The 14,852-nt window shown below is 36.7% G+C and carries 12 protein-coding genes; 9 read left to right on the forward strand and 3 right to left on the reverse strand.

Going from position 1 to position 14,852, the window contains the following annotated elements:
- Nucleotides 1-8: 8 nt before the first annotated feature.
- Genes IGL56_RS03215 through IGL56_RS03245 form a run of 7 tightly spaced genes read left to right on the forward strand, consistent with a single transcriptional unit; the run spans nucleotide 9 to nucleotide 8,841 of the window.
- The gene (locus IGL56_RS03215) at nucleotides 9-1,217 is read left to right on the forward strand and encodes a hypothetical protein (protein ID WP_002385036.1); all 1,209 of its coding nucleotides are present in this window, start codon (nucleotides 9-11) and stop codon (nucleotides 1,215-1,217) included.
- 13 nt (nucleotides 1,218-1,230) lie between these two features.
- On the forward strand, nucleotides 1,231-2,751 hold the full coding sequence (locus IGL56_RS03220; RefSeq protein ID WP_065813798.1) for a hypothetical protein: 1,521 nt from the start codon (nucleotides 1,231-1,233) through the stop codon (nucleotides 2,749-2,751).
- Entirely contained in the window at nucleotides 2,741-4,324 is a 1,584-nt protein-coding gene (locus IGL56_RS03225; protein WP_002355763.1) for a hypothetical protein, read from the forward strand. The genes IGL56_RS03220 and IGL56_RS03225 overlap by 11 nt, the downstream gene beginning before the upstream one ends.
- Nucleotides 4,321-5,583: a glycosyltransferase gene (locus IGL56_RS03230; RefSeq protein ID WP_002355764.1), complete on the forward strand. Its 1,263-nt coding sequence runs from the start codon at nucleotides 4,321-4,323 to the stop codon at nucleotides 5,581-5,583. Before IGL56_RS03225 ends, IGL56_RS03230 begins: the two co-directional genes overlap by 4 nt.
- Nucleotides 5,584-5,597: 14 nt before the next feature.
- The gene (locus IGL56_RS03235; RefSeq protein WP_002355765.1) at nucleotides 5,598-7,664 is read left to right on the forward strand and encodes a cellulose biosynthesis cyclic di-GMP-binding regulatory protein BcsB; all 2,067 of its coding nucleotides are present in this window, start codon (nucleotides 5,598-5,600) and stop codon (nucleotides 7,662-7,664) included.
- Nucleotides 7,654-8,514 carry a hypothetical protein gene (locus tag IGL56_RS03240; RefSeq protein ID WP_002386179.1) on the forward strand — a complete coding sequence of 287 codons (861 nt, stop codon included), beginning with the start codon at nucleotides 7,654-7,656 and terminating at the stop codon, nucleotides 8,512-8,514. The genes IGL56_RS03235 and IGL56_RS03240 overlap by 11 nt, the downstream gene beginning before the upstream one ends.
- Nucleotides 8,515-8,529: 15 nt before the next feature.
- Nucleotides 8,530-8,841: a hypothetical protein gene (locus IGL56_RS03245; protein ID WP_002355767.1), complete on the forward strand. Its 312-nt coding sequence runs from the start codon at nucleotides 8,530-8,532 to the stop codon at nucleotides 8,839-8,841.
- A gap of 47 nt (nucleotides 8,842-8,888) precedes the next feature.
- On the opposite strand, the gene IGL56_RS03250 is transcribed toward IGL56_RS03245, so the two are convergent.
- Genes IGL56_RS03250 through IGL56_RS03260 form a run of 3 tightly spaced genes read right to left on the reverse strand, consistent with a single transcriptional unit; the run spans nucleotide 8,889 to nucleotide 12,237 of the window.
- Nucleotides 8,889-10,043, reverse strand: a complete 1,155-nt coding sequence (locus tag IGL56_RS03250; RefSeq protein ID WP_002355768.1) for a pyridoxal phosphate-dependent aminotransferase — start codon at nucleotides 10,041-10,043, stop codon at nucleotides 8,889-8,891.
- Nucleotides 10,044-10,058: 15 nt separating this feature from the next.
- A complete protein-coding gene (locus tag IGL56_RS03255; protein ID WP_002355769.1) occupies nucleotides 10,059-10,781 on the reverse strand; it encodes an amino acid ABC transporter ATP-binding protein in 723 nt (240 codons plus the stop codon).
- A complete protein-coding gene (locus IGL56_RS03260) occupies nucleotides 10,774-12,237 on the reverse strand; it encodes an ABC transporter permease subunit (protein WP_002355770.1) in 1,464 nt (487 codons plus the stop codon). The genes IGL56_RS03255 and IGL56_RS03260 overlap by 8 nt, the downstream gene beginning before the upstream one ends.
- 170 nt (nucleotides 12,238-12,407) lie before the next feature.
- Here IGL56_RS03260 and IGL56_RS03265 point away from each other — a divergent pair, with 170 nt between their 5' ends.
- Both IGL56_RS03265 and tgt read left to right on the forward strand, forming a co-directional pair.
- Nucleotides 12,408-13,514: an iron-containing alcohol dehydrogenase family protein gene (locus IGL56_RS03265; RefSeq protein ID WP_002355771.1), complete on the forward strand. Its 1,107-nt coding sequence runs from the start codon at nucleotides 12,408-12,410 to the stop codon at nucleotides 13,512-13,514.
- 158 nt (nucleotides 13,515-13,672) lie between these two features.
- Nucleotides 13,673-14,818: a tRNA guanosine(34) transglycosylase Tgt gene (gene tgt / locus IGL56_RS03270; protein ID WP_002355772.1), complete on the forward strand. Its 1,146-nt coding sequence runs from the start codon at nucleotides 13,673-13,675 to the stop codon at nucleotides 14,816-14,818.
- The last annotated feature ends 34 nt before the right edge of the window (nucleotides 14,819-14,852 follow it).

A 14,852-nucleotide genomic window follows, 5' to 3' on the forward strand; every position in this document is an offset into this window, starting at 1 on the left:
GTACTTTTGTGTACACTGACAATAAAGAAGTGAGGAAAAGAGGCGTAACAATGAAGAGAAAACTTTGGATTTTTATTGGGGTATTCGTGGTGCTTCTGGGAGGATATTTTCTTTTGTTTAGAGAAAAATCCTATAAAGTAGAGGTGGAAAAAGTGAATCCAAAAATTCAACGCTTAATGTCGACAGACAAACAACATTTTTTAACAAAACATGAATTTCACACAAAAGAAACAGCTGAACGCAAAGATTTGTTGAAGTTTTTTATTGAAACCCGGCTCAAAACAGACGGCGGCTTTTTAACCAATTATTTACCAGATGCTGAACGTAAAGATGTCGCCACAGGACATGAGCTGCTAAGTGAGTCTTCGGGTCTATATTTGCGTAATTTAGCTTTTGATACGCAGGGACGTTTTGATAATTTTTACAAGCAGACGAAAGACACCTTTTACGACGGCGTCCAATTTAGTTATCGAATTGACGAGCAAGGCAATAAATACAATGTCAATGCCTCGATTGATGATTTACGGATCATTCGTTCATTAATTGAAGCAGGGGGTCATTTTAAAACAGATCAGTATGATCAAGAAATTAAAAAATTAGGCAAGAGTTTTATGAAAACCTCTATGAAAGATAACATTCTAATTGATTTTTACGATAGTAAATCAAAACAACAGTCTTCAGAAACTTCTTTGTTTTATATTGACTTAATTACGCTGGGTTATCTATACAAAGAATTTGGGATTTCAGCAGACTACTTGCAGTATCATTACCAATTAATAGATGATGGCTATATTTCTGATGATTTACCTCTTTATCAAACGAAGTTTAATCATCAAACAAATAAATACGAAAACAACGGAACACTTAATATTATTGAATCTTTATTAACGATTGTCCATTTAAGTGAAGTGGGTATGGCGAAGCAGACTAGTATTGATTTTGTGCGAAAACAAGTTCAGCAAGGAACGCTTTTTAACTCGTATGATTTAAATGGATCACCTGTGGATAAAAATCAATCTGCAGCCAGTTATGCGATAGCGGCTTTAATTGGTGTTGCCGAAAATGACAAAGAGTTGTATCGTGCGGCAATTACAGTACTTAATAATTTTCAAATTATGGATTCAAGCAGTCCGATTTATGGAGGATTTGGTGATAAAGTTACGAAACAAGTCTATTCCTATAATAACTTAATGGCTCTTTTGGCCTATGATTTCTAGATGAGGTGAAAGCATGGAAAAGATCAAAATATACATGAACTCGGCTTTTGAATGGTTGAGTCGTTATATTTCTCCAAGTCTTTTGGCCGTTTTAGGGATTGGGTTAGTGACAAGCATTTTGTTATTCGTTTATCCGATTAATGGTTTGGGAGATAATGGCGAGTATTTTCGTGTGTTAAATTCAAATAGTCTTTATCGTGTCAATGGTGATAGCTACGACAATGTGGCCTATTTTGTTAAGGACTTTTCAATTATGCGTTATTTTAATGAAACAACGACGCACTTTGTTTCCACTCAACAATTTTTCATCACCATTGCCATTTGGCTTAATAAACTTTTTTATAGTCAAACACTTTTCGATATTCGTTTCTTAGGTTTCGTTTATCTTAGTTGTTTTTTAGTGTCAATTTATATTCTGGTACGAGGCTTAACCGAAGGCGTGTCTTTGAAAAAAAGTTATCTTATCTCTTTGTTGGTTATTTTCATCTTGGGAGATACCTCCTATACGATTTATTTTAATTCCTTTTATACAGAAGCGACGAGTTTTTTACTTTCTGTGAGTGTCTTAGCATTTTCAGTCTATTTTTATCGGGTGACGAAACCACGAACTTGGCTCAGAAGAATAGTTTTGGTTATCTTGGCACAAGCAGTAGTACTTTTAATAGGGACAACACGCCAAGAATATTTGCTGATTATTGGCGTAATTATTGCTGGATTAGGATTTTTTGTCTACTTGTCACAACGTTACCAACGATTGTCAATGACGGCCTTTTTAATTGCGTTGATTGGTTTTACAACGTTAGCAGCTTTTATCGTTCCTAACGATATCTATGAACGTGATGTCTACCACAGCATGACGCGCGGTGTAATGAAGGATAGTAAGGTTCCGGATAAACGGATGTCAGAGGGCGGAATCAACCCGCAATATGGGTTGCAAAAGGGACGTTCCTACTTTGAAGAATACAGTCCTGTATCACCAACTTCTGAACAAATGAAAAAAGATTTTTTTGATAAAACGAGTTTTGGATGGGTGTTATTGAATTATTTAAATTATCCATCTGAATTATGGCAAGGACTGAATTCAGCGGTCCCAAATGTTTACTTAGTAAAGCCTAATAATGTGGGGAATTTTGAGAAAACGACGGGGCGTGCACCGCTGGAACAATCTAAATTTTTTATGGTGTATAACCGTATTAAAGCCAGTTTTTTTCCTAAAAACTTTGCTTTCTATCTATTATTAGGCGTGATTCTGTTTGGTTTATATGGCGTTGGTTTATACAGAGGACTCAAGAGAAACGAACCCAGATTAGTTTTTCGCTTCTTTTTAATGACAGGAATTTATCTAAATTTATTAGTTGTTTTCATTTCAACAATTATTATTGATGGGGATAGTGACTTAGTACGTCATTTGTTTTTAGTCTCAGTATTTTTAGATTTTCTCTTGTTACAAATTGTTTCTGATGTTATTGGTAAACGAATGTGGCAAGATACAACACCACAAGTCATTGGGGAGGTAGAGGGAATTGAAAAATAAACAATATCTTATTGGCTGGGTGTGTTTCTTACTCTTTTTCGTTTTTTGTGGCTTTGCCAAACCGGCGCTGGCTGCACCAAGTAAACATGTCTTACTTGTCTATGACAGCTTGAATATTGCTGGGAAAAAAGAAAATGATGTGGATGCTTTACAACGAGTGTTGACGAGTTTTGGAGTAGAAGTTCAGAGTGTGGCGGTGTCAGACTATGTGCCTGGAGAATTGCTAAATGATGGCTATGACAGTTTGATTTCTATGGTGAATTGGCCTGAACAAGCCGGCGTTATTGCCTCTGATTTTCTAGCAGATCGAGTTCATTTTAAAGGCAAACAATTACACATTGGTCGAAACATGCGTGACGATGAAAAACAATATTTTAGCGGTACGTGGAAAGAATTAAGTCATCGTCAATATCGGTTAGAAGATGAAAAAAACCGTTTTTCTCAAGTATTGCCTTTTCAAGATCAATCAGTTGTGCTGGAAAATACGCAAGGTCAGACGGTTGGCCGATTAAAAACACAAGAATTAGCACCAGAAGAATATCCATTTGGTGTAATTGAGAATGGGCATGCTTTTCTACCAATGTTTGAACGCAAAGGCGCTGTTTTTTTAGAAAGCTTAGACGTAATTAGTCAATGGCTGGAAAGTGAAAAAATGTCACGGCCGTTTTTGACGATTTCTGATTTTAACCCGTTAAGAGATATGTCTGTGGCAACCTATTTGCAAGAAGAATTAGTTAAAACCACGTATCCTTATATTTTATCCAGTACGAGCGTTTCACAAAACAATACGATTTTACCTTATAAACTATTTACGAATGCGTTACGTGCGTTTGCTTCGACGGGGGTTATTTTCTTAGAAACACCGGTCGTTAACAATGTTGATTTAAATGACCAACGTGCTTTGAAACAATTGATGGAGCAGCAGATTAGTTTATTGGTCGACAGACATGTCTATCCAGTAGGCATTTCTGCTCCAGGATACTGGAATCAAGACCTTCAATACCAAGAGGATGGTCTAGCAATTAGTGATACAGTGATTCTAAGAGAAAATCCGCCGATTGAACGCGTTTTTTATCGGAACCAAACGGGAGAATCAATCACTTATAAGAATGCTTTGTTTGATTTACCGTATGATTATTTATCGGGGATTGAATGGACGGATAAAGATAATCCGAATGACTATCGATTTCCAATGCCGACCACCATTAGTTTTTCATTTCCAAATTCTAAAAAAGAAGTGGATCATCTAATTCAAGAAGTCAAGGAAGCACCAATAGTGTTTAGTGTTTCAGAAGCGGATCAACATTTCACTGTTCAAACACAAACGCAGAAAATCGAATTTCGGAATAATCGGTTCTTCTTAAACAATCAAATTGTCAATGGTTTGGCTGATACAGGGGCTTCAACAGTTGAAAAACAACGATTTACAGGGTTATTTTCATTCTTTTTCAGTATCACAAACAATATTTTGATTGGCGTTGTGACACTGACTTTAATCATCCTGATTATTTTGTTTATGATTGGACGAAAGAATTATCGGTCGAAATATATTAATAAGGAGGAAGACAAATGACCATTGCTGACATTGTAATGTTAACAGCAACTATCATTATTTGGAGTCTACTAATTGTAAATATTCTCTTAGTTATTTTTGGCTATGTTTATTATTTAAAAACAGATCCTGTCGCACCACCACCTGTAGAGGACGAAGACGCGCCGTTTGTTTCAATTATGGTGCCGGCCCATAATGAAGGAATTGTCATTGTGCGAACAGTTGAAGCGTTATTGAATTTTAATTATCCGCAAGATCGCTATGAAATTATTGTGATTAATGACAACTCAAGTGATAATAGTGCCGAGCTTTTAGCTAACGTCCAAAAAAAGGCGGTTAATCGAAATTTGCAGATTATTAATACAGACAATATAACAGGTGGTAAAGGTAAGTCTAATGCCTTAAACATTGGTTTCAAGCAAGCCAAGGGGGACGTGATTGCCATTTATGATGCGGACAATACACCTGAACCGAATGCACTCCGTTATTTAGTTGGAGAGTTAATTGCTAGTGAGGAATACGGCGCGGTTATTGGTAAATTTAGAACGAGAAATCGCAATGCAAGCCTGTTGACACGCTTTATTAATATCGAAACACTTGCCTTTCAATGGATGGCACAAGCCGGTCGTTTTCAATTATTTAAGTTATGCACGATTCCTGGCACAAATTTCATTGTTCGTCGTAGTATTATTGAAGCCATTGGCGGCTGGGATGACAAAGCGTTAGCCGAAGATACAGAAATCAGTTTCCGCATCTATATGATGGGCTATAAAATTAAGTTTCAACCAAAAGCAGTGACGTGGGAGCAAGAGCCACAAACTTTGTCAGTTTGGTTCCGACAACGGACGCGATGGGTCAAAGGCAATATTTATGTCATTGTTAAAAATGCTAAATTATTGTTTAATCCTAAAGCGAGTCGGATCCGTTTTGATATTTTATATTTCTTGTCCATTTATTTTCTCTTAATGACATCGCTCGTTTTGTCAGACATCATGTTAGTTTTATCAATGTCTGGTTACTTAACAACGACCCTGCAAGGATTTAGCAATTCCTTGTGGTTGTTAGCGATTTTGTTATTTATTTTCAGTACTTTTGTCAGTATTACAACCGAGAAAGGCGAAATGACTTTAGAGAATATCTTAATTATTGCCTTGATGTATATTACATACAGTCAGATGTGGCTAGTAGTCGCCGCTTATGGCATGGTGATGTATATTAAAGAAAATGTTTTTCATAAACAAACACAAACAAAATGGTACAAAACTGAACGATTTAAATAAGGAGGAAACGTGCAATGAAACAAAAAACAGTCACTTTAATAGGGTTGTTCTTTCTGGCAATTCTGATTGGTGTCGCAAGTCCGACCGTATACGCCGAAAACAAAGAACAAGACAACCATACCTTTACACAACCTTTTCAAAATAAAACAATCTCTTTAACAGGTACTTCTGTCCGTAGCACCATGTATTTTACAAAAATTGATTATTGGGACGTAAAAAAAGCATCATTCAATATGACTTACCAAATCACACAATTAAAAAATAATCAGACCTCAGATTTAACTGTGGCAGTTAATGGTGTGAAGTTTTATTCTTGGCGTCCTGAAAATACGACTGGTATTCAACAAAAGACGATTGAAATCCCTTTGGAACTGATTAAAGAGACAAATACATTGACTGTTGAAGGCCAAATTATTAATCAGGCAGGAAACGACATGTATAATTTAATTGAAACTCCGGCAAATTGGTTAACGATGTATGAAGGATCTAACGTAAACTTCCAATACGATTTACAACTACCAGAGAATACAATTCATTCTTTTTATAATCATTTTGTAGGAGCAGACACGATTGCGAATAAACACAGTGTTATTTTGACACCAGAAAATGCATCGGAAAAAGAATTAGCTGCAGCGACCCATGCGTTAGCTGGTGCTGCTCGTTTGATTACTACCTCAGAAGAATTGTTGCCAATGGCTTCTTTGAACAAAGAACAGTCAGCACCCTATCAGTTGATTATTGCCAGCTATGATAAATTACCAGATCAGTATAAAAGTCAAATTGATAGCAAACGCGTGGAAGACCAGGCTGTCTTAAAATTTTTCAATCAACCAGATAAGCATGTTTTAGTAGCTACTTCTAAAGATGAGGACTTACTTGTTCGTGCGGGACGTTATTTAGCCAATTATGAATTAATGACCCAAACAGATAAAGAAGAGACAACAGTTGATGAGAATACCGATACGTTTAGTTCAACTTTAGAATTTGATGGAAATTATCCATTAACCTCAACGGGGGACAAACTAGAAGGGGCTTATCACCAAGAACAAACGTACTTTGTCAATTTACCAGTGGATCGAAACAATGCCAATGGAAGTCGCGTGCATTTACATTTTAAATACGCTGAAAACTTAGATTTTGATTCTTCTTTAGTGACGGTTTACGCCAATGATAAACCAATTGGCAGCAAGAAATTAAGCGCTGCTCGTGCAAACGGTGATGAATTAAATCTCGAATTTCCAAAGAACTTAGAAATTGCTGATAGTTTTGTTTTAAAAGTTGCTTTTGATTTGAATGTTAAATCACCAGAAGTTTTACGAAATGGTCAGACTCCATGGGCCTTTATTGAAAATAATTCGAATGCGTTTATTCAAACAGAAGAACTGAATGACATATTATTTAACAACTATCCGAACATTTTTATCAGAAGCCGTTCTTTTGCTGATTTAGCGATTTTATTACCAGAAAAAATGGACGACAACTATTTTAAAGTGTTGACCAATTTATTTAACTTAATTGGTAATTATGCCGAAAGTAATGTCGGTGAGATTACGTATTATAAAAAAGCGCCTAAAAATGCGGCATTAGAAAATCATAACTTGATTATTTTTGGTACGCCTAAGGATAATCCGATGATTCGTAAGTTAAACGATCAGTTATATTTCCATTATGATAAGGACTTCACACGTTTTGTTTCAAACGAGAAACTGAGCATTGAAAAAGATTATGGTAAACAAATCGGTACGGCGCAGTTAATGTTTTCTCCATATAATGCGAAAGCCGCGGCGTTAATCTTAACAGGAGCTAAATCACAAGGTGTCTTTTTAGCCTCTACACAAGTGAATACAGAGAAGAATACTTCTATGTACAAAGGAGATGCCATTGTGGTCGATCCGAACTATCGTCGCTATGATTATCGTTTCAAAAAACGTGTAAGCAACGTTAGCAACGAATCATTAGGTAAACGAATTGTCAATAATCATAAATTAATGATTTATCTATTTGTCTTCTTAATTGGTATGACTATTATTGGATTAAGTGCGTTCTTCATCGTGAAGAAGAATTTGAAAGGTGGGGAATAGAGTGAATCAAAAACGAGTGACCTTACTTTTGGATTTAACTTTGTTGGTAGGAATTGTTTTGGTTGTCGGCACAACCATCTTTATGGCCTTAGGAACGAATGATTTCTTTGTGGACTTAAGTTGTCTATTAATTTCAGTTATCTTAATTATCGTTACCTATTTTGTAGGAATTACAGCGGGGTTAACATTTTCGCTTATATTTATTTTTCTACAATTGACTTATGTTGTATATCAGTATGTCTATCATGATTTGTTTAGCTATGGCTCATTATTTTGGCTAATCATGCCGCCGCTCTACTGTTTAACAATCTATGCAGTGACTTATCAAATTCGTACGATTGAAGAAGAAAATATTCGCTTACGTAAAGAAACTTCACGGTTAAATGCGTTAGATGCAGTAACTAATTTAAGAACAGCAAAAATGTACGAGGAAGGATTCGATTTATTTTCTGATATTTCTACACGTTATGAAGCGCCGTTATATTTAGTCGTGATCCGAGTGGCCTATTGGGAAAGTATTCGTAACTTATTAAGTCCTGAACAAAAAAATGAATTGCTACAAATCGTGACAGCGGCGATTAAAGAGACAACGGATGATCGCTTCTTACCATACTTTATCGACGGCACACCGCCGACTTGGGCGTTATTAATTTTCCGCGATGGGGATGACGGATACACTACTAGAAAAGAATTCAAACAACAAGCTCAAGAGAAATTTACCCATTCTGAAACCTTAAGAAATATTACTTTGACATTACAAGTTTCCTATACCAAATATGATCCTGCCGAATTTAACAACGCTTCAGAATTTTTAGGGGATGGAATTAATTCTCTTCAATATGATGTTTAAAAAGGAGGCAAACAAATGACTGAAAAACTTGCTGTTTTTACAGGGAAATTAGCAGAGGCTGGTGTGTTAAATGAGACGCAGCCATTGTCAATGCGATTACATTTAGAAAATATCCAAGCAGAAAGTGATCCAGAATCCATTGTTCCCTTATTTTCTCATGGGGTAATTTTAAACATACTTGTTGAACAGTTAGAGGAAAGTATCCCACTGTCTCACTTGAAAAAAGGGACCAAAGTCCGTTTCACAGTCGTGGGCTTGCCGCCGATGACTATGTCAATTCCACCGCATGTTGGTGGGCAAGCGATTGAATTGATAGAAGAAATCTAAAAAGCTTCTGCATTAGCTATGATTATTAGCTAATGCAGAAGCTTTTTTTATTCAAAGGTCATTCTTTCAATTCGATCGAACGCTTCCTTTAATAAATCTAAATTTTGTGTTGCGGCTAAACGAATGTACTCATCGCCCGTTGTTTCACCAAATGCTTTTCCAGGAATCACTAATACCTGTGTCTCTTTTAAAAGCTTTTCCACAAAAGGAACGGAAGTTAGTCCAGTTTTTTGAATATTAATGAAGGCGTAAATACTTCCTTTGACTGGATGAAGCGAAAGGAAAGGAATCTTTGCTACTCGTTGGGCCACATACTCTAAACGTGTTTGGAACACTTCAACGATTGGGTCTACAAATTCGTCAAAATGTTGTAACGCATAGATTCCTGCTTGCTGTGACAACGTAGGCGCAGAATACGTAACGCCTTCATTAATTAATTTGGCTACTTCGTTAATATAGTCTGGGGCAATCATATAACCAATACGCCAACCAGTCATTGCAAAGGCTTTTGAAAAGCTACCAAAAGTGATAGTATTTTCTGGAGCAAACGTAGCCATGGGAGTAAACGTTTCTTGGAAACAAAAGGCTTCATAAACTTCATCTGAAAGAATGTATAAGTTGTGTTCAATCGCTACCTGTGCGATTTCTCTGAAAGTTTCTTCAGAGAAAACAGCGCCTGTTGGGTTATTCGGTGAATTAAGAATAATCGCTTTGGTTTTAGGCGTGATTTTTTCTTTCAAAAGAGCTACATCAATTTGGAAACCATCTTCTTCATAGGTTGGTAAAAAGACCGGAACGCCATCTGCTAAAAGGACTTGGTCTTTATAAGGAGAGAAATAAGGTTCATGAATAATCACTTCATCTCCAGGATTTAGAATCACTTGTAAGGCAAGGTACATTCCGTGCAGAGCGCCAACTGTGGCCCGGACTTGATTCGGTTGAAAAGATAATTGATAATGTGACTGATAAAACTGAATGACCGCCTCAATGAATGCCTCGCTACCATCAGAAGCGGTATATTTTGTATGCCCATTTTTGGCATCGTTAGCTGCTTGTTCGATAATCCGCTCATCGGTAATTAAGTCAGGGTCACCAATCGATAAATCGATTAAATTTGGGGTCTTTTTCGCCAATGTTGCAATATCCATGAGTAAATTTTCAGTAGGTTGTTGGTAACGTGTTGCGATATTCTTGCGATCCATACCAGGTGCTCCTTTTTATAAAACTTTTCTTAGAAAATCTTGTGTTCTTGGGTTTTGTGGCGCATCAAAAATTTCTTCAGGTGTGCCTTCTTCTTGAATGATTCCTGCATCCATAAAAATGACACGGTCCGCAACTTCTTTTGCGAAGCCCATTTCGTGGGTAACCACCACCATTGTCATCCCTTCAATAGCTAAATTTTTCATAACGGATAGCACTTCGCCCACCATTTCAGGGTCTAAGGCAGAAGTTGGTTCATCGAACAGCATCACGTCAGGGCGCATGGCTAAAGCACGAGCAATCGCTACCCGTTGTTGTTGCCCACCAGAAAGTTGAGCGGGATAATTTTCTTTTTTATCTGATAAACCAACTTGTTCCAGTAAAGAAAGAGCATGTTCTGTGGCTTCAGCAGCGGCTTCTTTTTTTACTTTAACAGGACTAATCGTTAAGTTTTCCAAGACATTTTTATGCGGGAAAAGATTGAAATTTTGGAATACCATTCCCATTTTTTGACGAAGTTGATCAATGTTGGTATTTTTATCTAATAAATTTTTTCCTTCAAATTCAACGCTGCCACCAGTTGGTGTTTCTAATAAGTTCAGGCAACGTAAAAAAGTACTTTTACCACTGCCAGAAGGGCCAATAATTACGACAACTTCACCAGCTTCAATTTCTAAGTCAATTCCTTTAAGTACTTCATTTTTTCCAAATGTTTTCTGTAAGTTTTTAATGTTAATCACTAGTACTCATTCTCCTTTCAGCAACACCTAATAGACGCGAGATAGTAAAGGTTAGGACGAAATAAATCAACGATACAATTAAGTAAGGTAAGAAGGGTTTAAAACTTGCTCCTTGAACGTTGCCAGCTTGGAAAATTAGTTCTGAAACACCAATGACTGAAACAACGGAAGATTCTTTAATTACTGTAACAAATTCATTGCCTAACGCTGGTAAAATATTTTTAATAGCTTGTGGGAAAATGATGTATCGCATTGCTTGGTTTTGATTCATTCCCAAAGAACGAGCAGCTTCCAATTGTCCTTTATTAACTGCCTGAATACCAGCACGAATAATTTCTGCTACATATGCACCACTGTTTAAAGAAAGAGCAATACAACCAGCTGCTACTTTTGATAAGTCTAAACCAAGAACGCCTGTCCCGAAATAGACAATAAAAATTTGAACAAGCAAAGGAGTGCCACGAACATATTCAATATAAGCAATGGCAATGCCACGTAAAATTTTGGAATTGGCTAACTTCATTAAGGCAAGTAATGCCCCTAAAATGGCACCAAACAAAACACCAATGAAAGCTAGGAAAATGGTATAGCCCGCACCGTTAAGGTAGAACTTTCCATACTTTTGTAAAAAGCTTTGATCTTTTTGGAACATTAATTGATTGGCTTCTTTTTTATAACCGTCCATTAATTTTTGATCATTAATTTGTTTAATAGAGGCATTTACTTTCTCCGTCAAAACGGGCGCATCTTTAGGAAAAGCAACGGCAGTATCTTTTGAGCCTTTTTCAAAGGTAACATCAGCAAAAGCTAAATCCTCATTTTGAGAAACATAGGCTTCGCCAACCGGTTCTTCCATAACGACTGCATCTAATTTATTATTTTTTAGATTCATAATTAAATCTGGAATTTTTTGAAGAGAAGTAGGGACAGCACCGGTTAATTCGGTTTTAATTAATTCTTCTTGTGTCGTTTGCTTTTGGGCACCTGCACGAACGCCTTCGAAATCTTTAGTGGAATGAAATTTATCTTTGTCTTCTTTCCGAACAATGACTCTTTGTTGAACGTTCATATATGGTTGAGAAAAAGCTACTTCTTTTAATCGTTCAGGCGTTGGCGACATGCCAGAGATGACCATGTCAATCTTGCCAGTTTTTAAGGCCCCTAACAGAGCATCAAAGCCTAGTTCTTCGATTTTTAATTTAACGCCTAAATCGTCGGCAATTTTTTGAGCAATAGAAATATCAAAACCGACAATTTTATCTTCACCATCTACTTTTGCATGAAATTCATAAGGGGCATAGTCTGCGGATAAGCCGACAACTAGTTCTCCCTTTTGGATGATTTTGTCATAGACTGGATCGTTTTCGGCTGCAAAAGTTTCTTTAATAGGTAATAATGAGAGCAACAAGAATAAAATTGGTAAAATCGTCTGTAGCCATTTTTTACATTTGGTCATTTGCGTAAACTCCTTTTTGTATTATTTTTATAAATATTCAAAAAAAGCGAATAAATGTATAAAAATTTATTGTGTTATGATGTGGTTTATCATATCATAGAATATGTAAAAGGAAAAGTAGTAGAGTTGAAAAAATACAACTTTTTCAAAAAAATTTTCAAAAGTCAAAAATGAAGGGGATTTTCAAGATGGAACAATCATTAATTGTGAGAGGGACACCACAAGAGTATCTTTGCGAAATTGGTTCGTGGGAATTATTAGAAGGACAACTATTATGCAGAAATATTCATCGTGTATTCATTTTACACGGGACTGAGTCATGGCAAGCGGCAAAACCGTATTTTCCGACGTTTCAAAAAGTAACAGCTGTTTTTGAAAACTATGGAGGTGTTTGTACAGATCAACGTGTGCAAGAGTTAGAAGCACAAGTGCTGGACAATCATTTAGAGGCCATCGTCGCTGTTGGTGGAGGAAAAGTGGCCGACTTGGGCAAAGCCTTAGCACACAAAATGGCGTTACCGGTAATTATTTTACCCACTTTAGCAGCTACTTGTGCACCGTGCACGCCATTGAGCGTAATGTATCGAGAAGATGGAGCAATGGAACGGTATGACGTTTTTCCGCAAGCAAACGCTTTGGTGTTGGTAGAACCAAGAGTGTTATTGCATTCGCCTCGGTCCTTAATGGTGGCAGGTATTGGGGATACATTAGCTAAATGGTACGAAGCAGATGCGATTATTTCGCAGTTAGATGTCCAAGTGTTACCTATTCAAGTTTCTCATTTTGCCGCGGAAAAATGTCGCGATATTTTGTTAAATGAAAGTATCAATGCTTTAAAAGCGATGGAAGAGCAGCAATTAAATCAATCGTTTATTGATGTCATCGAAACGAATTTAATTATTGGTGGAATGGTGGGTGGCTTTGGCGATGATTATGGTCGGACAGCAGGTGCCCATTCCATTCATGATGCACTAACTTTGCTGCCAGCTAGCCATCGACAATTGCATGGAAACAAAGTGGCGTATGGTGTGTTTGTTCAATTAGCCATTGAAGAGAAATGGCAAGAAATCGCTGAATTGATTCCTTTCTATCACCAACTAGGTTTGCCTATTTCTTTAAAAGAAATGGAGATGGACTTAACTGAAGCCGAGTATCAAGAAGTAGCAGAACGTGCTTGTATAGAAGGCGAAACGATTCATTATATGAAACAAAAAATTACCCCTGAAATTGTGAAAAAAGCGATGCAAGATTTAGAAAAATATACAGCGACAAAATAAGTGCCAAACAGCAACTAGCTCATTTGAATTATTTGAACTAGTTGCTGTTTTTTAAGGATCCTTTTTTGAAAAAAGAAACCTTGAGAAATCCTTGCAAATTCAATAAAAAAAAAGTATGATGATGGGAGGACAAATTATAGTAGAAAGTAGGGAAATGAATGACGGAACCAGCCATTCGTTATCGTTTAATCAAAAAAGATAAACACACAGGTGCGCGTTTAGGTGAATTAATTACTCCTCACGGCACATTTCCAACACCAATGTTTATGCCGGTAGGTACACTTGCGACAGTTAAAACAATGTCACCAGAAGAATTAAAAGAAATGGGTGCCGGTGTTATTTTAAGTAATACTTACCATTTATGGTTACGCCCAGGTGAAGATTTAGTCGAAGAAGCAGGCGGTTTACACAAATTTATGAACTGGGATCAACCTATTTTAACTGATTCAGGTGGCTTCCAAGTCTTCTCATTAAGTGATATGCGGAAAATCGAAGAAGAAGGTGTGCATTTTAGAAATCATTTAAATGGTTCAAAAATGTTCCTTTCTCCAGAAAAAGCGATCAATATTCAAAATAAATTAGGATCAGATATTATGATGAGTTTTGATGAATGTCCACCATTTGATGAAAGCTATGAGTATGTCAAACGCTCGATTGAACGGACTTCTCGTTGGGCTGAGCGTGGCTTAAAAGCCCATGCGAATCCTGATAGACAGGGATTATTCGGTATTGTTCAAGGTGCGGGATTTGAAGATTTACGTCGTCAAAGTGCCAAAGATTTAGTGAGTATGGATTTTCCTGGCTATTCGATTGGTGGCTTATCTGTTGGTGAGTCTAAGGAAGAAATGAACCGAGTCTTAGACTTTACGACACCGTTAATTCCTGAAAATAAACCACGTTACTTAATGGGTGTGGGTGCCCCTGATTCATTAATTGATGGAGTGATTCGTGGGATTGACATGTTTGATTGTGTGCTACCAACACGTATTGCGCGCAATGGTACTTGTATGACTTCACAAGGTCGCTTGGTTGTTAAAAATGCCCAATATGCAAGAGATTTTCGTCCGCTTGATGAAAAATGTGATTGTTATGTTTGTCGTAATTATACGCGGGCCTATATTCGTCATTTGATTAAATGTGATGAAACATTCGGAATCCGTTTAACATCGTATCATAATTTATACTTCTTGTTAGACTTAATGAAAAATGTCCGTCAAGCAATTATGGACGACAATTTATTAGAATTCCGACAAGCGTTTTTTGAAGAATATGGCTTTAATAAAGCGAATGCAAAAAGTTTCTAAAAATTAGAGGAAAAAACTAGTTCTTCAAGCATTT

This window comes from Enterococcus sp. DIV1316a, assembly GCF_050536915.1.
Lineage (GTDB): Bacteria > Bacillota > Bacilli > Lactobacillales > Enterococcaceae > Enterococcus > Enterococcus faecalis.

Coding starts and splice junctions, on each gene's coding strand:
- IGL56_RS03220 (WP_065813798.1), top strand. CDS start 1,231: ATGGAAAAGATCAAAATATACATGAACTCGGCTTTTGAATGGTTGAGT.
- IGL56_RS03230 (WP_002355764.1), top strand. CDS start 4,321: ATGACCATTGCTGACATTGTAATGTTAACAGCAACTATCATTATTTGG.
- IGL56_RS03235 (WP_002355765.1), top strand. CDS start 5,598: ATGAAACAAAAAACAGTCACTTTAATAGGGTTGTTCTTTCTGGCAATT.
- IGL56_RS03245 (WP_002355767.1), top strand. CDS start 8,530: ATGACTGAAAAACTTGCTGTTTTTACAGGGAAATTAGCAGAGGCTGGT.
- IGL56_RS03250 (WP_002355768.1), bottom strand. CDS start 10,043: ATGGATCGCAAGAATATCGCAACACGTTACCAACAACCTACTGAAAAT.
- IGL56_RS03260 (WP_002355770.1), bottom strand. CDS start 12,237: ATGACCAAATGTAAAAAATGGCTACAGACGATTTTACCAATTTTATTC.
- IGL56_RS03265 (WP_002355771.1), top strand. CDS start 12,408: ATGAAGGGGATTTTCAAGATGGAACAATCATTAATTGTGAGAGGGACA.
- tgt (WP_002355772.1), top strand. CDS start 13,673: ATGACGGAACCAGCCATTCGTTATCGTTTAATCAAAAAAGATAAACAC.